The sequence below is a fragment of the Enterobacter cloacae complex sp. S1 genome (genome assembly GCF_014930525.1).
GTDB classification, from domain to species: domain Bacteria; phylum Pseudomonadota; class Gammaproteobacteria; order Enterobacterales; family Enterobacteriaceae; genus Enterobacter; species Enterobacter hormaechei_C.
The window spans coordinates 126506-144348 of the sequence record NZ_JADBRE010000001.1 but is presented as its reverse complement, the minus strand read 5'-3'; the positions used below and the strand labels follow the sequence as shown (position 1 = coordinate 144348).

Genomic DNA, 17843 nt, shown 5'->3' with positions numbered 1-17843 from the left:
AGGAAATGAGGTAGAACCATGCGAGTGTTGAAGTTCGGCGGTACGTCAGTGGCAAATGCAGAACGTTTTCTGCGTGTTGCCGATATCCTGGAAAGCAACGCCAGGCAGGGGCAGGTTGCCACCGTGCTCTCTGCCCCGGCCAAAATCACGAACCACCTGGTGGCGATGATTGAAAAAACCATCGGTGGTCAGGATGCACTACCGAACATCAGCGACGCCGAGCGTATCTTTGCCGATCTGCTTCAGGGGCTGGCCGACGCCCAGCCTGGTTTCCCGCTGGCGCAGCTGAAAAGCACCGTTGAACTTGAATTTGCCCAGATTAAACACGTTCTTCACGGTATCAGCCTGCTTGGTCAGTGCCCGGACAGCATCAACGCGGCGCTGATTTGCCGGGGTGAAAAACTCTCTATCGCCATCATGGCAGGCGTGCTGGAAGCGCGCGGTCACCACGTGACGGTCATCGATCCGGTTGAAAAACTGCTGGCTGTGGGCCACTACCTTGAATCCACCGTCGACATTGCCGAGTCGACACGTCGTATTGCGGCGAGCAAAATCCCGTCTGACCATATGATCCTGATGGCAGGCTTTACCGCCGGTAACGAGAAGGGCGAACTGGTGGTGCTGGGGCGTAACGGCTCTGACTACTCCGCCGCCGTGCTGGCCGCCTGTTTACGCGCAGACTGTTGTGAGATCTGGACTGACGTCGACGGCGTTTATACCTGCGATCCGCGCCAGGTACCGGACGCCAGGCTGCTGAAGTCGATGTCGTACCAGGAAGCGATGGAGCTTTCCTACTTCGGCGCTAAAGTTCTTCACCCGCGTACCATCTCCCCGATTGCCCAGTTCCAAATCCCTTGCCTGATTAAGAATACCGGTAACCCTCAGGCGCCGGGCACGCTGATTGGCGCCAGCGCGGATGAAGATGACCTGCCGGTGAAAGGCATTTCTAACCTCAATAACATGGCGATGTTCAGCGTCTCCGGCCCGGGGATGAAGGGCATGGTCGGTATGGCGGCACGCGTCTTTGCCGCTATGTCCCGCAACGGGATCTCCGTGGTGCTGATCACGCAGTCTTCTTCCGAATACAGCATCAGCTTCTGCGTTCCGCAGGGTGATTGCCTGCGTGCCCGTCGCGCGCTGGAAGAAGAGTTCTATCTGGAGCTGAAAGAAGAGCTGCTGGAGCCGCTCTCGATTCAGGAGCGTCTGGCGATTATCTCGGTGGTCGGCGACGGCATGCGCACCCTGCGCGGTATCTCCGCCAAATTCTTTGCCGCGCTGGCGCGGGCTAATATCAATATCGTGGCGATTGCCCAGGGCTCATCAGAGCGTTCCATTTCCGTTGTCGTGGATAACGATGACGCCACTACCGGCGTGCGCGTGGTGCATCAGATGCTGTTCAACACCGACCAGGTGATTGAGCTGTTCCTGGTGGGCGTCGGTGGTGTCGGTGGCGCGCTGCTGGAGCAGGTGAAGCGCCAGCAGGAGTGGCTTAAGAAGAAACATATCGATTTGCGCGTTTGCGGCATTGCGAACTCGAAAGCGTTGCTGACTAACGTCCACGGTCTGAATCTGGAAAACTGGCAGGCGGAGCTGGAAGAGGCGAAAGAGCCATTTAACCTGGGCCGCCTGATCCGCCTGGTGAAAGAATATCACCTGCTTAACCCGGTGATCGTTGACTGTACCTCCAGCCAGGCGGTGGCCGATCAGTACGCGGATTTCCTGCGCGAAGGGTTCCACGTGGTGACGCCGAACAAAAAGGCCAACACCTCGTCGATGGATTACTATCATCAGATGCGGCTGGCGGCGAGTAAGTCGCGCCGTAAGTTTCTGTATGACACCAACGTGGGCGCGGGCCTGCCGGTCATCGAGAACCTGCAAAACCTGCTGAACGCGGGCGACGAACTACAGCGTTTCTCCGGCATCCTCTCCGGCTCCCTGTCGTTTATCTTCGGCAAGCTGGACGAAGGGATGAGCTTGTCGGAAGCCACCCGCGCCGCGCGCGAGCTGGGCTACACCGAGCCGGATCCGCGCGACGACCTCTCCGGCATGGACGTGGCGCGTAAGCTGCTGATCCTGGCCCGCGAAACTGGCCGCGAGCTGGAGCTTTCGGATATCGTGATTGAGCCGGTGCTGCCAGCAGAATTTGATGACAGCGGTGACGTCAGCGCCTTTATGGCCAGGTTGCCGCAGCTTGACGACGCCTTTGCCGCACGCGTTGCGAAAGCCCGTGATGAAGGTAAGGTATTGCGCTATGTTGGCAACATTGAAGAAGACGGCGTCTGCCGGGTGAAGATTGCCGAAGCGGATGGCAACGATCCGCTGTACAAGGTGAAAAACGGCGAGAACGCCCTGGCGTTCTACAGCCATTATTATCAGCCACTGCCGCTGGTGCTTCGCGGCTATGGCGCAGGGAATGATGTGACGGCGGCGGGCGTGTTTGCCGATCTGCTGCGTACCCTGTCATGGAAGTTAGGAGTTTAAGATGGTTAAAGTATATGCCCCGGCTTCCAGCGCCAATATGAGCGTCGGATTTGACGTGCTGGGCGCGGCGGTCACGCCGGTGGACGGTTCGCTGCTGGGCGATACGGTTACGGTTGAGGCGGCAGAGCGCTTCAGCCTGAATAACATCGGCCGCTTCGCCAGTAAGCTGCCGTCTGAACCGCGCGAGAATATCGTTTATCAGTGCTGGGAACGCTTCTGTCAGGAGATCGGCAAAAACGTGCCGGTCGCCATGACGCTGGAAAAGAGCATGCCGATTGGTTCGGGGCTGGGCTCGAGCGCCTGCTCGGTGGTCGCCGCGCTGGTGGCGATGAATGAGCATTGCGGCAAGCCGCTGAACAACAGCCGTCTGCTGGCACTGATGGGCGAGCTGGAAGGGCGCATCTCCGGCAGCATTCATTATGATAACGTGGCGCCGTGCTTCCTTGGCGGCATGCAGCTGATGATTGAAGAAAATGGCATCATCAGCCAGCAGGTGCCAGGGTTTGATGAGTGGCTGTGGGTGCTGGCCTATCCGGGCATTAAAGTGTCTACCGCCGAAGCGCGTGCGATCCTGCCAGCGCAGTATCGTCGTCAGGACTGTATCGCCCACGGGCGTCATCTGGCGGGCTTTATTCACGCCTGCTACACCCGTCAGCCGCAGCTGGCGGCGAAACTGATGAAAGACGTCATTGCCGAGCCGTATCGCACGAAGCTGCTGCCGGGCTTTAACGAAGCGCGACAGGCATCCATGGATATCGGCGCACAGGCGTGCGGCATCTCCGGCTCCGGCCCGACGCTGTTCGCCTTATGCGACAAGCCAGACACCGCGCAGCGCGTGGCGGACTGGCTCTCTAAACACTACCTGCAAAATCAGGAAGGCTTTGTTCATATTTGCCGTCTGGACACGGCTGGCGCACGAGTACTGGGATAACGAATGAAACTCTACAACCTTAAAGATCATAACGAGCAGGTCAGCTTCGCGCAGGCGGTAACGCAGGGGCTTGGCAAAAATCAGGGGCTGTTCTTCCCCCACGACCTGCCGGAATTTCAGCTGACCGAAATCGATGAGCTGCTGAAGCAGGACTTTGTCACCCGCAGCACCAAAATTCTGTCTGCCTTTATCGGCGACGAAATCCCGCAGGAGCTGCTCGAAGAACGCGTGCGTGCGGCGTTTGCTTTCCCGGCGCCGGTGAAGCAGGTGGAGCCTGACGTTGGTTGTCTGGAGCTGTTCCACGGTCCGACGCTGGCGTTCAAAGATTTCGGCGGTCGCTTTATGGCGCAGATGCTGACCCACATCAGCGGCGACAAACAGGTGACCATTCTTACCGCGACTTCAGGCGATACCGGAGCGGCGGTGGCCCATGCGTTCTACGGCCTGAAAAACGTCCGCGTGGTGATCCTTTATCCGAAAGGCAAAATCAGCCCGCTTCAGGAAAAACTGTTCTGCACCCTTGGGGGCAACATTGAAACCGTGGCGATCGACGGCGATTTCGATGCCTGTCAGGCGCTGGTGAAGCAGGCCTTCGATGACGAAGATCTGAAGGCGGCGCTGGGGCTGAACTCTGCCAACTCCATCAACATCAGCCGTCTGCTGGCGCAGATCTGCTACTACTTCGAAGCGGTGGCGCAGCTGCCGCAGGACGCGCGCAATCAGCTGGTGGTTTCCGTGCCAAGTGGGAACTTCGGCGACCTGACGGCAGGCCTGCTGGCGAAATCACTCGGCCTGCCGGTGAAGCGCTTTATCGCCGCCACCAACGCCAACGACACCGTGCCGCGTTTCCTGAAGGACGGAAAATGGGCGCCGAACGCGACTCAGGCCACGCTCTCCAATGCGATGGATGTGTCACAGCCTAACAACTGGCCGCGTGTGGAAGAGCTGTTCCGCCGTAAGGTCTGGCGTCTGGGCGATCTGGGTTACGCAGCGGTGACGGACGAAACCACTAAAGCCACCATGCGCGAGCTGAAAGCGGTGGGCTATACCTCTGAGCCGCACGCGGCGATTGCCTATCGTGCCCTGCGCGATCAGCTTCAACCGGGTGAGTATGGCCTGTTCCTCGGCACCGCCCATCCGGCCAAGTTCAAAGAGAGCGTGGAAGCGATCCTGGGGGAAACGCTGCCGCTGCCAAAAGAGCTGGCCGAGCGCGCCGACCTGCCGCTGCTGTCTCATGAGCTGCCCGCAGACTTTGCCGAGCTGCGTAAGCTGATGATGACCCGAGCGTGATTGTGCTGCCCGGTGGCGGCTTCGCCTTACCGGGCCTACAACGGCGAACTCATCGTAGGCCGGGTAAGCGCAGCGCCACCCGGCTTTTTTGTGAAGAAATTAAGGAGAAAAACAGCAGGAAAAAAGCAGAAATTCCCAATAAATGCGGTCACTTAGCGTTTAGGATTGCAGAGAATAACATCCCCCGTTCCCATCACGTACTCTCCTTACATCGGCCCACGTTGGGCAAGAAGAATAAGGAGTCACCTATGTCTACACTGAAACCTGCACTTATCGCGCTTTCACTGATGCTGGTCGCTCCCATGGCGGTGCAGGCAGCTGAGATCACCCTCGTGCCAGCGGTAAAACTGCAAATTGGCGATCGGGATAATAACGGGCACTACTGGGATGGCGGCCGCTGGCGCGACCATGACTGGTGGAAAGCGCACTATGACTGGCGCGATAACCACTGGCGTCCGCACGATGAACATCGCGATCGTGACGATCACCACCGTCATGACGATCGTCGCCCGGGCCCGGACCGGAAGCACCATTAACACAAACCCCGCCAGCTGGCGGGGTTGTCTTTTTATTGCTCGTGACGCTTAAACACCAGCTCGTTTTTTCCTGACGATGCCTCGTCGAAAAAATACCCTTCACTGTTAAAGCCAGTGAGCTGCTCTGGCTTCGTCAGACGGTTTTGAATGATGAAGCGGCTCATCAGACCGCGCGCTTTTTTGGCGTAGAAGCTGATCACTTTAAATTTGCCGTTTTTCTCGTCGAGGAATATCGGCTTGATAATGTCCGCATCCAGCTTCTTAGGCTTCACCGATTTGAAGTACTCATCGGAGGCCAGGTTGATCACCACGTTGTCCCCCTGGGCTTGCAGCGCCGCGTTAAGCTTGTCGGTAATGACATCGCCCCAGAACTGGTACAGATCTTTACCTTTAGCGTTTTCCAGGCGGATACCCATCTCCAGACGATACGGTTGCATCAGATCCAGCGGTCGCAGCACCCCGTACAGGCCGGATAACATGCGCAGATGCAGCTGGGCAAAATCGAAATCGGCTTCGCTAAACGTTTCTGCTTGCAGGCCAGTGTAGACGTCACCTTTGAAGGCCAACAGCGCCTGGCGGGCGTTGGCGGGCGTGAAGTCAGGCTGCCACTCATGAAAACGGGTGGCATTCAGGTCGGCGAGTTTATCGCTGATGCTCATCAGCGAAGCGATTTGCGGAGCCGAAAGCTTACGCGTCTCGTGGATCAGCTGTTGCGAGTAGTCCAGCAATTCCGGCTGGGTATAACGCTCAGTGGCGAGCGGGCTCTGGTAGTCGAGCGTTTTGGCAGGTGAAATCAGAATCAGCATATCCAGTCCTTGCAGGAAATTTAGAGCGACTTTAACAAAAAATCGCCCTGAATTGATCGATAGCTGTTATTGCCGCGGCAAATCATCCCAGGTGCCAGGGGCAATTTGTGACTCGATTTCGGGATAGCGTGAGGCGTCAAAGACGGGCGGTACGCCGAGCTTGCGCTGACGCAGATAATCGCGCGCGATCAGCGCCACAACCGGTGAAAGCAGCAAAATGGCCGTCAGGTTCGTGATGGCCATCAGCGCCATAATGACGTCCGCTATTTGCCAGATCATCGGCATGCTGAGCAGGCAACCTACAAACACCATCGCCAGCACGCCCGCGCGAAGGATGTTGCGGGCCAGACGCGAGTCAACTTTCAGGAAGATAAGGTTGTTTTCGGCATAGATATAGTTCACCGCAATGGAACTAAAGGCAAAAAGTCCCACGACAAGTGCGACAAGGCCCGCGCCCCAGCCGCCGACGAGGGAGACCAGCGCCTGTTGTACCCAATGAATGCCTGCCGTACTACCGGACGGTTGTTCAGCGGCACCGGCCAGCAGCATTATCATCGCGCTGGCGGAGCAGATAACAATGGTGTCTGTGAAGACGCCAATCATCTGTACAATGCCCTGCGCGGCGGGATGTGGGGGCCAGGATGCGGCCGCTGCGGCGGCATTCGGCGTGGAGCCCATTCCCGCTTCGTTGGAGAACATACCCCGCTGAAAACCCGCAGTGAGTGCCTGGCTAAGGGTGTAACCCAGCGCGCCGGAAGCCGCTTCGCGCCAGCCGAACGCGCTTTGGAAAATGGTGACGATGACGTTCGGCACCTCGTCGATATGTATCGCGCATACCATCAGGCTGGTGGACACCCACAGCAGCGCCATCAGCGGAGCCAGCCACTGCATCAGGCGGGCAACCCCTTTGAGCCCGGTCACAATGGTCAGCAGGGTGAGAAGGGCAAGCGCGCCGCCCGTCAGCCACTCCGGACAATTGAAGGCAAAGCGCAGCGCGTGGGCGACGGAATTTGCCTGAACGGTATTGAAAATAAGGCCATAGGCAATCAGCAAAAAGATCGAGAACAGAACGCCCATCCAGCGCATTCCCAGCCCGCGAGCCATATACCAGGCGGGACCGCCGCGAAACTGACCTTTGCCGTCTTTTTCTTTGTAGAGTTGCGCAAGCGAGCATTCAGCAAAGGAGGTGGCCATACCGATAATCGCCGTCACCCACATCCAGAATACCGCGCCCGGACCGCCCGCGCCGATCGCCAGCGCGACACCGGCCAGGTTACCGCTGCCGACGCGCGCGGCCAGGCTGGTACAGAGCGCCTGAAACGAGGTCAGGCCGCCCGGCTGTGGGGTGACGCTGTTTTTCAGACTTCTGCCAAATTTGCGGATATAGCGAAACTGAATCAGACCGCTGCGCCACGTAAACCAGATACCTGCTCCTGAAAGCAGGTATATCATGATCGAACCCCAGAGGACTTCGTTGATAAAGAAAAAGAAATCAGGCACTAACGTCCCTCTTGTTGATGCCAAAGTGAATATGTAAGCGCTACCACTGATTGTGCATGCTGTTACTTAGCAGCCTGTTAATATTCTGAGTTTATCATACTCTGCCTAAGCGCACTGTCTGCGGTTGCGCTGCCTCTCACTCGTGTTATCATCAGGGCAGACCGGTTACATCCCCCTAACAAGTAAACCTGTCATTTTTCCGCTGCTGGCAAGCTGTCGGTAGTGTGAATTATCCAGGGCACGTTAAAAGAGAAACACTATCATGACGGATAAATTGACCTCCCTTCGTCAGTTCACCACTGTCGTCGCTGACACCGGAGATATCGCGGCAATGAAGCTGTACCAGCCGCAGGATGCCACAACCAACCCTTCTCTGATCCTTAACGCCGCGCAGATCCCTGAGTATCGCAAACTGATCGACGAGGCGGTGACCTGGGCAAAAGCACAGAGCAATGACCGCGCGCAGCAGGTTGTGGATGCTACTGACAAACTGGCAGTGAACATCGGTCTGGAAATCCTGAAGCTCGTTCCTGGCCGTATCTCTACCGAAGTTGATGCTCGCCTGTCCTACGACACCGAAGCGTCTATCGCAAAAGCAAAACGCCTGATCAAACTGTACAACGATGCGGGCATCAGCAATGACCGTATCCTGATCAAACTGGCGTCTACCTGGCAGGGCATCCGCGCTGCTGAGCAGCTGGAAAAAGAAGGCATCAACTGTAACCTGACTCTGCTGTTCTCCTTCGCGCAGGCGCGTGCATGTGCCGAAGCTGGCGTATACCTGATTTCTCCGTTCGTGGGCCGTATTCTGGACTGGTACAAAGCCAACACCGACAAGAAAGAGTACGCGGCGTCTGAAGATCCAGGCGTGATTTCAGTGACTGAAATCTACGAATACTACAAACAGCACGGCTATGAGACCGTTGTTATGGGCGCAAGCTTCCGTAACGTCGGCGAAATCATCGAGCTGGCTGGCTGTGACCGCCTGACCATCGCTCCTGCGCTGCTGAAAGAGCTGGCAGAAAGCGAAGGTGCTATCGAGCGTAAACTGTCCTACACCGGCGAAGTGAAAGCACGCCCTGAGCGCATCACCGAGTCCGAGTTCCTGTGGCAGCACAACCAGGATCCAATGGCCGTAGATAAACTGGCGGACGGTATCCGTAAGTTTGCTATCGACCAGGAAAAACTGGAAAAAATGATCGGCGACCTGCTGTAATCATTCTGCGTGACCGGGTTCCCGGTCACGCGTCTTTCCCCCGCCTCTGTCTGAATTTTCTCTCTGCGTGTATCATTCCCTTTAATCAGTACTTTTTGAATGGAATGGATATGAATACCTTACGCATCGGCTTAGTGTCGATTTCTGACCGCGCCTCCAGCGGTGTTTATCAGGATAAAGGCATCCCTGCTCTGGAAGCGTGGCTGGGCAGCGCGCTCACTACCCCGTTTGAGATCCAGACTCGCCTGATCCCGGACGAGCAGCCGATCATCGAGCAAACCCTGTGTGAACTGGTGGATGAGATGAGCTGCCACCTGGTGCTGACGACGGGCGGAACCGGCCCCGCGCGCCGCGATGTAACGCCGGACGCGACGCTGGCTATCGCCGATCGTGAAATGCCGGGCTTCGGTGAGCAGATGCGCCAGATCAGTCTACACTTTGTCCCGACGGCCATTCTTTCCCGTCAGGTCGGGGTGATCCGCAAACAGGCGCTGATCCTGAACCTGCCGGGGCAGCCGAAGTCGATAAAAGAGACGTTGGAAGGGGTAAAAGCCGAGGACGGCAGCGTTATCGTCCACGGTATCTTTGCAAGTGTACCGTATTGTATACAACTGCTTGACGGTCCGTATGTGGAAACTGACGGCAACGTGGTAGCAGCATTTCGCCCTAAAAGCGCTCGCCGCGAAACAATCTCCTGAAATTCTTTAAAATGTGACATTAGCGCCAGCCGCGGTAGCGTGTAAATGGATTTACGATATAGTAATTTTTTATTTACGATTGCTGTAAAAAATAATCCACAACACATGCACAATGGTTCGCTATGTCACATAACACCCGACCTCTGAATCGACAGGACTACAAAACCCTCACGCTCGCTGCCCTGGGCGGCGCGCTGGAGTTTTACGACTTCATCATCTTTGTCTTCTTCGCCGCCGTTGTGGGGGCGCTGTTTTTCCCGGCGGATATTCCGGAATGGCTGCGTCAGGTACAAACCTTCGGCATTTTCGCTGCCGGCTATCTGGCGCGTCCGCTGGGCGGCATTGTCATGGCGCACTTTGGCGATCTGGTTGGGCGCAAGAAGATGTTTACCCTCAGCATCCTGCTTATGGCCGTGCCGACGCTGGCGATTGGGCTTTTGCCTACCTATGAGTCGATGGGCATTATCGCCCCGTTATTGCTGCTGCTGATGCGTATTCTCCAGGGCGCGGCCATCGGCGGGGAAGTGCCGGGCGCCTGGGTGTTTGTCGCTGAGCACGTCCCGGTGCGCCGCGTCGGCATTGCGTGCGGAACGCTGACCGCAGGGCTGACGATCGGGATCCTGCTTGGCTCCGTGGTTGCAACCATCATCAATACCAGCATGACGCAACAGGCCGTTCACGACTGGGGCTGGCGTATACCGTTCCTGCTGGGCGGGGCGTTTGGGCTGGTGGCGATGTACCTGCGACGCTGGTTGCAGGAGACGCCAATATTTCTGGAAATGCAGCAGCGGAAGGCGCTGGCGCAAGAACTGCCGGTGAAAACCGTAGTAGTGCGGCATAAAAAAGCGGTAGTGGTGTCGATGCTTCTGACCTGGCTGCTGTCTGCGGGGATCGTGGTGGTCATTTTGATGTCGCCGGTCTGGCTGCAAAAACAGTACGGTTTTGCGCCTGCCGTGACGTTACAGGCGAACAGTATCGCGACAATTATGCTCTGCTTTGGCTGTCTGGCCGCCGGGCTGGCGGCGGATCGTTTTGGCGCAAGCGCGACCTTTATTGTCGGCAGTCTGCTTCTGGCTGCGTCGAGTTGGGCATTTTATCATCTTGCGGGCACCCATCCTGAACAGCTGTTCCTGCTGTACGGTGTCGTCGGGCTGTGCGTGGGCGTCGTTGGCGCCGTACCGTACGTAATGGTCCGCGCCTTCCCGCCGGAGGTACGCTTCACTGGGATCTCTTTCTCTTATAATGTCTCGTATGCCATTTTCGGTGGGCTGACCCCGATTGTGGTGACGGTGTTGATGGGGGTGTCACTCCTTGCACCTGCGTGGTACGTGCTGGCGTTATCGCTGATGGGACTGGTTTTGGGGGTGTGGCTTCGCCAGTCAGAGGGACGTCGTACCCGCGACGCGGGCACGACAGAGGGATCAGTGTTTTTCACCAATCGGTAGAATGGTGCGGTCGAACTGCTCGTTCAGCACTTCACCCATGGCCAGGTAGATTGCGCTTGCGCCGCAAACCAGACCTACCCAGCCGGCAACGTGAACGATGCCTTCGTTATCCGCCAGGTGACCGATGGCCAGCAGAGCGAACAGTACGGTCAGGCTCAGGAAGACGAATTGCAGTGCGCGGTTCGCCTTAAGGGTACCGAAGAACATGAACAGGGTGAACACGCCCCACAGTCCCAGGTACACGCCCAGGAAATGGGCGTTTGCCGCCTCTGCCAGGCCCATTTTAGGCATCAGCAGAATTGCGACCAGAGTCAGCCAGAAGGAACCGTAAGAGGTAAAGGCGGTTAAGCCGAAGGTGTTGCCTTTCTTATATTCCAGCAGGCCCGCAAAGATCTGTGCGATACCGCCGTAAAAAATGCCCATCGCCAGGATAATGCCGTCCATCGGGAACATCCCGATATTGTGCAGGTTCAGCAGAATGGTGGTCATGCCAAAACCCATCAGGCCCAGCGGAGCCGGATTAGCCAACTTAGTGTTGCCCATAAGTCCTCAAAAAAATCATCATTAATATGGTGAAATGGTTAAACCCGCGCCAGTTCTACCTGACGGGGCGCGGCATCATAATGGGCGGCATCGACGCCGTCTATGATCTCACCGGGGTGAAATTAAAAAATTTTTTATCCTTCCCCCTTGATGGATGCCGTTGTGACCCCATCTTGTAAGCAACCGCAGTGTGTGGACCTGAAAAAAATCAAATCTGGGCAGTTGAAAAAGCACGTTCTGCCCTTATTACAGGTACACAACCACATGTTGACTGAATTTTTAGTGGAGACGTTTAGATGGGTAAAATTATTGGTATCGACCTGGGTACTACCAACTCTTGTGTAGCGATTATGGATGGCACTACTGCACGTGTGCTGGAGAACGCCGAGGGCGATCGCACCACGCCTTCTATCATTGCTTATACCCAGGATGGTGAAACTCTGGTTGGTCAGCCGGCTAAACGTCAGGCCGTGACAAACCCGCAAAATACCCTGTTTGCGATCAAACGCCTGATTGGCCGCCGCTTCCAGGACGAAGAAGTTCAGCGTGACGTTTCCATCATGCCTTACAAAATCATCGCAGCCGATAACGGCGATGCATGGCTTGATGTGAAAGGCACCAAAACGGCACCTCCGCAGATCTCTGCTGAAGTGCTGAAGAAAATGAAGAAAACCGCGGAAGATTACCTGGGTGAACCGGTAACTGAAGCTGTTATCACCGTACCTGCTTACTTCAACGATGCTCAGCGTCAGGCAACCAAAGATGCTGGCCGTATCGCAGGTCTGGAAGTAAAACGTATCATCAACGAACCAACCGCAGCAGCACTGGCTTACGGTCTGGATAAAGAAGTTGGCAACCGTACTATCGCGGTTTACGACTTGGGTGGTGGTACCTTCGATATCTCTATTATCGAAATCGACGACGTTGACGGCGAAAAAACCTTCGAAGTTCTGGCAACCAATGGTGATACCCACCTGGGTGGTGAAGACTTCGATACCCGTCTGATCAACTACCTCGTTGACGAGTTCAAGAAAGATCAGGGCATTGACCTGCGTAACGACCCGCTGGCCATGCAGCGACTGAAAGAAGCCGCTGAGAAAGCGAAGATCGAGCTGTCTTCCGCTCAGCAGACCGACGTGAACCTGCCGTACATCACCGCAGACGCGACCGGTCCAAAACACATGAACATCAAAGTGACCCGTGCGAAACTGGAAAGCCTGGTAGAAGACCTGGTGAACCGTTCTATCGAGCCACTGAAAGTTGCATTGCAGGACGCTGGCCTGTCCGTGTCTGACATTCAGGACGTTATCCTGGTAGGGGGTCAGACCCGTATGCCAATGGTTCAGAAGAAAGTGGCTGAGTTCTTTGGTAAAGAGCCACGTAAAGACGTGAACCCGGACGAAGCGGTTGCTATCGGTGCTGCGGTTCAGGGTGGTGTTCTGACGGGTGAAGTAAAAGACGTACTGCTGCTGGACGTTACCCCGCTGTCTCTGGGTATCGAAACCATGGGTGGGGTGATGACTCCGCTCATCAACAAAAACACCACTATCCCGACGAAACACAGCCAGGTGTTCTCTACCGCTGAAGACAACCAGTCTGCGGTAACCATCCATGTGATTCAGGGTGAGCGTAAGCGCGCGGCGGATAACAAATCTCTGGGTCAGTTCAACCTGGACGGTATTAACCCGGCACCACGCGGCATGCCACAGATCGAAGTCACCTTCGACATCGATGCTGACGGTATCCTGCACGTGTCTGCGAAAGACAAAAACAGCGGTAAAGAGCAGAAGATTACCATCAAGGCATCTTCTGGCCTGAACGAAGCGGAAATCGAAAAAATGGTTCGTGATGCCGAAGCTAACGCGGAATCCGACCGTAAGTTCGAAGAGCTGGTTCAGACCCGTAACCAGGGTGACCATCTGCTGCACAGCACCCGTAAGCAGGTTGAAGAAGCGGGCGATAAACTGCCAGCGGAAGACAAAACTGCGATCGAAACTGCACTGAGCGCGCTGGAAACGTCTCTGAAAGGCGAAGACAAAGCGGACATCGAAGCGAAGATGCAGGAGCTGGCACAGGTTTCTCAGAAGCTGATGGAAATCGCTCAGCAGCAGCACGCACAGCAGCAGGCGGGCGCTGATGCTTCCCAGAACAACGCGAAAGACGACGATGTTGTCGACGCTGAGTTCGAAGAAGTGAAAGACAAAAAATAATCGCCCTGATGCAGGGTAAGTAATCGGCACGGGCGTAGGAGAATTCTCCACGCCCGTGCTCGCATGTTAAGGGGCTTAAAAAAACCAATGGCAAAGCAAGACTATTACGAGATTTTAGGCGTTCCGAAAACTGCGGAAGAGCGTGAAATCAAAAAGGCGTATAAGCGCCTGGCCATGAAATTCCACCCTGACCGTAATCAGGGTGACAAAGAGGCTGAAGCCAAATTTAAAGAGATTAAAGAAGCCTACGAAGTCCTGACCGATGCACAAAAACGTGCGGCCTATGACCAGTATGGTCACGCGGCCTTTGAACAGGGCGGCATGGGCGGCGGTGGATTTGGTGGCGGCGGCTTCGGCGGCGGCGCTGATTTCAGCGATATCTTTGGTGATGTATTTGGCGATATCTTCGGCGGCGGGCGTGGTCGTCAGCGCGCGGCGCGCGGCGCAGACCTGCGCTACAACATGGAGCTGACGCTTGAAGAAGCGGTTCGCGGCGTCACCAAAGAGATCCGTATTCCGACGCTGGAAGAGTGTGACGTTTGCCACGGCAGCGGCGCGAAAGCGGGGACTCAGCCACAGACCTGCCCAACCTGTCACGGTTCCGGTCAGGTGCAGATGCGCCAGGGCTTCTTCGCGGTGCAGCAGGCCTGTCCGCACTGTCATGGTCGCGGTACGCTGATTAAAGATCCGTGCACCAAATGCCACGGTCACGGTCGCGTGGAGAAAACCAAAACGCTGTCCGTTAAGATCCCGGCAGGGGTGGATACGGGCGACCGCATCCGTCTGGCAGGTGAGGGTGAAGCCGGCGAGCACGGCGCACCGGCAGGCGATCTGTACGTTCAGGTTCAGGTGAAGCAGCACGCCATCTTCGAGCGTGAAGGTAACAACCTGTACTGTGAAGTGCCGATCAACTTTGCGATGGCGGCGCTGGGTGGCGAAATCGAAGTGCCGACGCTGGACGGTCGCGTTAACCTGAAAATCCCTGGCGAAACCCAGACCGGGAAGCTGTTCCGCATGCGCGGCAAAGGCGTTAAATCCGTTCGCGGTGGCGCGCAGGGTGACCTGTTATGCCGCGTGGTCGTGGAAACGCCGGTCGGCCTGAACGACAAGCAGAAACAGCTGCTGAAAGAGCTTCAGGAGAGTTTTGGTGGCCCGACGGGCGAGAAAAACAGTCCGCGCTCCAAAAGCTTCTTCGATGGCGTCAAAAAATTCTTCGACGATTTAACCCGCTAACCCGCCAGCTGGTTACTATCCTTTAAAGCCCGGAAGCGATTCCGGGCTTTTTGTTTATAGCGTTATTCCTCGGTTAAACTGAATATATACCCAATATTAATCTGTTTTTACCGATCTGTTTGCGCTGATATTATGGTTTTACCGAGGTATTGTTGTAAAAGAGAGTTTAAACGTGAAATTACTACACCGTTTCTTTAGCAGTGAGGCATCCGGCGGCGTCATCCTGATTATTGCTGCTGCGGCCGCTATGCTGCTCGCCAATATGGGCATGACGCGCGATCTCTATCACGCATTTCTGGAAACGCCCGTCGAGCTGAAAGTCGGGGCGCTGGAAATTAACAAGAACATGCTGCTGTGGATCAACGATGCGCTGATGGCGGTGTTCTTCCTGCTGGTGGGTCTGGAGGTTAAACGTGAGCTGGTGATCGGTTCGCTTGCCAGCCGTCAGCGCGCGGCGTTTCCGGTGATCGCGGCGATTGGCGGGATGATCGTTCCGGCGTTGCTCTTTCTCGTGTTTGCGTGGCAGGATCCGGTTGCGCGTGACGGCTGGGCGATCCCGGCCGCAACGGATATCGCGTTTGCGCTCGGGGTCTTAGCCTTGCTCGGTAGCCGCGTCCCGGTAGCACTGAAAATTTTCCTGATGGCGCTGGCGATTATCGATGATCTGGGCGCTATCGTGATTATCGCGCTGTTCTACACCAGCGATCTGTCGGTTCTGTCGCTGAGCGTGGCGGCCGTGGCTATTGTGGTGCTGGCCTTGCTGAACGTCTTCAACGTCCGACGTACGGGTATTTATATTCTGGTGGGCATGGTGCTGTGGACGGCGGTGCTGAAGTCTGGCGTGCATGCCACGCTGGCGGGCGTCATCGTTGGCTTCTTTATTCCGCTGAAGGAGCAGGACGGCAAATCGCCTGCCAGACAGCTGGAGCATGTGCTTCATCCGTGGGTGGGTTTTATGATCCTGCCGCTGTTTGCGTTTGCCAACGCGGGAGTTTCCCTGGCCGGGGTTACCCTGGACGGACTCACCTCCGTGCTGCCGCTGGGTATCATCGCCGGTCTGTTTATCGGTAAGCCGCTGGGTATCAGCCTGTTCTGCTGGCTGGCGCTGAAGCTGAAGCTGGCGTCATTGCCAAACGGGACCACCTTTAGCCAGATTATGGCCGTCGGCGTGCTGTGCGGTATTGGATTCACCATGTCGATCTTTATCTCGACGCTGGCGTTTGGCGCAAACGCGCCTGAGCTTATCGTCTGGGCAAAACTCGGCATTCTCATCGGGTCATTACTGGCCGCAGCCATTGGTTATACCTTGTTGAAGGTGAAATTGTCCGGACAGGCTGTCCAGGCATAACGGAAAACCGGGAGGAGGGGGCTCCTTCTCCCGATACACACTCAGGGAGAGAACACGCGATGTCTCATTTGAATTACAACCATCTTTATTACTTCTGGCACGTTTATAAACAGGGCTCGGTCGTGGGGGCGGCAGAAGCGCTTTACCTGACGCCACAAACCATTACCGGGCAAATCAAAGCCCTGGAAGAGCGGTTACAGGGCAAGTTGTTCAAGCGCAAGGGCCGTGGGATTGAGCCCAGTGAGCTGGGCGAGCTGGTGTTCCGCTATGCGGATAAAATGTTCACCCTGAGCCAGGAGATGCTGGATATCGTCAACTACCGCAAAGAGTCTAACCTGCTTTTTGACGTGGGGGTGGCGGATGCGCTGTCCAAACGGCTGGTGAGTGGCGTGCTGGATGCGGCGGTGGTGGAAGATGAACAGATCCATTTACGCTGCTTTGAATCCACTCACGAGATGCTGCTGGAACAGCTGAGCCAGCATAAGCTGGATATGATTATTTCGGATTGCCCTATCGATTCCACGCAGCAGGAAGGCTTGTTCTCGGTGAAAATTGGCGAATGCGGCGTCAGTTTCTGGTGCATCAATCCGCCACCGGAAAAACCGTTTCCGGCCTGCCTGGAAGAGCGCCGCTTGCTGGTGCCGGGTCGGCGGTCCATGCTCGGACGTAAGCTGCTGAACTGGTTTAACTCGCAGGGGCTGAACGTAGAAATTCTCGGTGAGTTCGACGATGCGGCGCTGATGAAAGCCTTTGGCGAAGCGCATAACGCTATCTTCGTTGCTCCGACGCTGTACGCGCACGATCTCTATTCAGACGACAAAATTACCGAGATCGGCAGGGTGGATAACGTGATGGAAGAGTATCACGCCATATTCGCCGAAAGGATGATTCAGCACCCGGCGGTGCAGCGAATCTGCAATCGCGACTATTCGGCGCTTTTTACGCCGCCGGCAATCTGAAGACATAAAAAAACCCGCGTTAAGCGGGTTCTTTCAAACAAGCAACAACAAGTGGCGATTAAGCCAGTTTGTTGATCTGCGCGGTCAGGTTTGCTTTATGACGCGCTGCTTTGTTTTTGTGGATCAGACCTTTAGCAGCCTGACGATCCACGATTGGTTGCATTTCGTTAAATGCGTTCTGCGCTGCAGCTTTGTCGCCAGCTTCGATAGCTGCGTATACTTTCTTGATGAAAGTACGCATCATAGAGCGACGGCTTGCATTGTGCTTACGAGCCTTTTCAGACTGAACGGCACGTTTCTTAGCTGATTTGATATTAGCCAAGGTCCAACTCCCAAATATGATCTATGTGGACAATTCAAAGGCCGAGGAATATGCCCTCTATACCTTCTTTTGTCAATGGATTTGTGCAAATAAGCGCCGTTAATGTGGCGACGCTACGTTACGTAGTGATGGCGCAGGATTCTACCAGCTTGTCGTTCGTGAATACAGCTTTTCGGCGTAAAAATCGCAGTTCGCGGACAGATTTTTTTGCTGTGAAAGGTCAGCGTGATGAAATCATACGGCTTTCTGTTTAGCGTGAACAATCGCCGGTTAACCTTAACCGCTGTACAAGGTATACTTTGGCGATTTTCACTGTTTTGAGCCA

The 17843-nt window shown here is 55.8% G+C and carries 15 protein-coding genes and 1 pseudogene; 12 read left to right on the top strand and 4 right to left on the bottom strand.

Features of this window, described 5'->3' with window-relative positions; genetic code table 11:
• Nucleotides 1–18 precede the first annotated feature (18 nt).
• The 4 genes from thrA to IM290_RS00605 all read left to right on the top strand — a co-directional run bounded on the left by thrA (nucleotide 19) and on the right by IM290_RS00605 (nucleotide 5238).
• Nucleotides 19–2481 carry a bifunctional aspartate kinase/homoserine dehydrogenase I gene (gene thrA / locus IM290_RS00620; protein WP_193042036.1) on the top strand — a complete coding sequence of 821 codons (2463 nt, stop codon included), beginning with the start codon at nucleotides 19–21 and terminating at the stop codon, nucleotides 2479–2481.
• Between the two features lies 1 nt (nucleotide 2482).
• Nucleotides 2483–3412 carry a homoserine kinase gene (gene thrB, locus IM290_RS00615; RefSeq protein WP_022650380.1) on the top strand — a complete coding sequence of 310 codons (930 nt, stop codon included), beginning with the start codon at nucleotides 2483–2485 and terminating at the stop codon, nucleotides 3410–3412.
• 3 nt (nucleotides 3413–3415) lie between these two features.
• Nucleotides 3416–4702 (top strand): threonine synthase, encoded by a 1287-nt coding sequence (gene thrC, locus IM290_RS00610; protein ID WP_193042037.1) that lies wholly within the window; start codon nucleotides 3416–3418, stop codon nucleotides 4700–4702.
• A 248-nt stretch (nucleotides 4703–4950) separates the two neighbouring features.
• On the top strand, nucleotides 4951–5238 hold the full coding sequence (locus IM290_RS00605) for a DUF2502 domain-containing protein (protein ID WP_015572627.1): 288 nt from the start codon (nucleotides 4951–4953) through the stop codon (nucleotides 5236–5238).
• A 32-nt stretch (nucleotides 5239–5270) separates the two neighbouring features.
• Here IM290_RS00605 and yaaA read toward each other — a convergent pair whose 3' ends face one another.
• Entirely contained in the window at nucleotides 5271–6044 is a 774-nt protein-coding gene (gene yaaA, locus IM290_RS00600; RefSeq protein WP_193042038.1) for a peroxide stress protein YaaA, read from the bottom strand.
• Between the two features lie 66 nt (nucleotides 6045–6110).
• Complete coding sequence (locus IM290_RS00595) at nucleotides 6111–7544, bottom strand: sodium:alanine symporter family protein (protein WP_193042039.1); 1434 nt, start codon at nucleotides 7542–7544, stop codon at nucleotides 6111–6113.
• 262 nt (nucleotides 7545–7806) lie between these two features.
• Here IM290_RS00595 and tal point away from each other — a divergent pair, with 262 nt between their 5' ends.
• From tal to IM290_RS00580, 3 genes are all read left to right on the top strand, one after another.
• Nucleotides 7807–8760: a transaldolase gene (gene tal, locus IM290_RS00590; protein ID WP_003856481.1), complete on the top strand. Its 954-nt coding sequence runs from the start codon at nucleotides 7807–7809 to the stop codon at nucleotides 8758–8760.
• A gap of 110 nt (nucleotides 8761–8870) precedes the next feature.
• On the top strand, nucleotides 8871–9458 hold the full coding sequence (gene mog / locus IM290_RS00585; protein ID WP_003856479.1) for a molybdopterin adenylyltransferase: 588 nt from the start codon (nucleotides 8871–8873) through the stop codon (nucleotides 9456–9458).
• A 122-nt stretch (nucleotides 9459–9580) separates the two neighbouring features.
• On the top strand, nucleotides 9581–10903 hold the full coding sequence (locus IM290_RS00580) for an MFS transporter (RefSeq protein ID WP_193042040.1): 1323 nt from the start codon (nucleotides 9581–9583) through the stop codon (nucleotides 10901–10903).
• Here IM290_RS00580 and satP read toward each other — a convergent pair.
• On the bottom strand, nucleotides 10880–11446 hold the full coding sequence (gene satP, locus IM290_RS00575) for an acetate uptake transporter (protein ID WP_003856474.1): 567 nt from the start codon (nucleotides 11444–11446) through the stop codon (nucleotides 10880–10882). The two genes, IM290_RS00580 and satP, sit on opposite strands and share 24 nt — an antisense overlap.
• Before the next feature lie 296 nt (nucleotides 11447–11742).
• Here satP and dnaK point away from each other — a divergent pair, with 296 nt between their 5' ends.
• The 4 genes from dnaK (at nucleotide 11743) to nhaR (ending at nucleotide 17196) form a co-directional block, all read left to right on the top strand.
• The gene (dnaK, locus tag IM290_RS00570; RefSeq protein ID WP_006810169.1) at nucleotides 11743–13656 is read left to right on the top strand and encodes a molecular chaperone DnaK; all 1914 of its coding nucleotides are present in this window, start codon (nucleotides 11743–11745) and stop codon (nucleotides 13654–13656) included.
• Between the two features lie 87 nt (nucleotides 13657–13743).
• Nucleotides 13744–14889 (top strand): molecular chaperone DnaJ, encoded by a 1146-nt coding sequence (dnaJ, locus tag IM290_RS00565; RefSeq protein ID WP_014830600.1) that lies wholly within the window; start codon nucleotides 13744–13746, stop codon nucleotides 14887–14889.
• Between the two features lie 172 nt (nucleotides 14890–15061).
• Nucleotides 15062–16237, top strand: a complete 1176-nt coding sequence (nhaA, locus tag IM290_RS00560) for a Na+/H+ antiporter NhaA (RefSeq protein WP_193042041.1) — start codon at nucleotides 15062–15064, stop codon at nucleotides 16235–16237.
• A gap of 59 nt (nucleotides 16238–16296) precedes the next feature.
• The gene (gene nhaR / locus IM290_RS00555) at nucleotides 16297–17196 is read left to right on the top strand and encodes a transcriptional activator NhaR (protein WP_003856462.1); all 900 of its coding nucleotides are present in this window, start codon (nucleotides 16297–16299) and stop codon (nucleotides 17194–17196) included.
• Nucleotides 17197–17254: 58 nt separating this feature from the next.
• Here the strand turns inward: nhaR and rpsT are convergent, their stop codons facing one another.
• On the bottom strand, nucleotides 17255–17518 hold the full coding sequence (gene rpsT, locus IM290_RS00550; RefSeq protein WP_003856458.1) for a 30S ribosomal protein S20: 264 nt from the start codon (nucleotides 17516–17518) through the stop codon (nucleotides 17255–17257).
• Between the two features lie 115 nt (nucleotides 17519–17633).
• Between rpsT and IM290_RS21545 the strand changes: the two are divergent.
• Nucleotides 17634–17839: pseudogene (locus tag IM290_RS21545) on the top strand (DUF2575 domain-containing protein); the annotation flags it as partial.
• Between the last annotated feature and the right edge of the window lie 4 nt (nucleotides 17840–17843).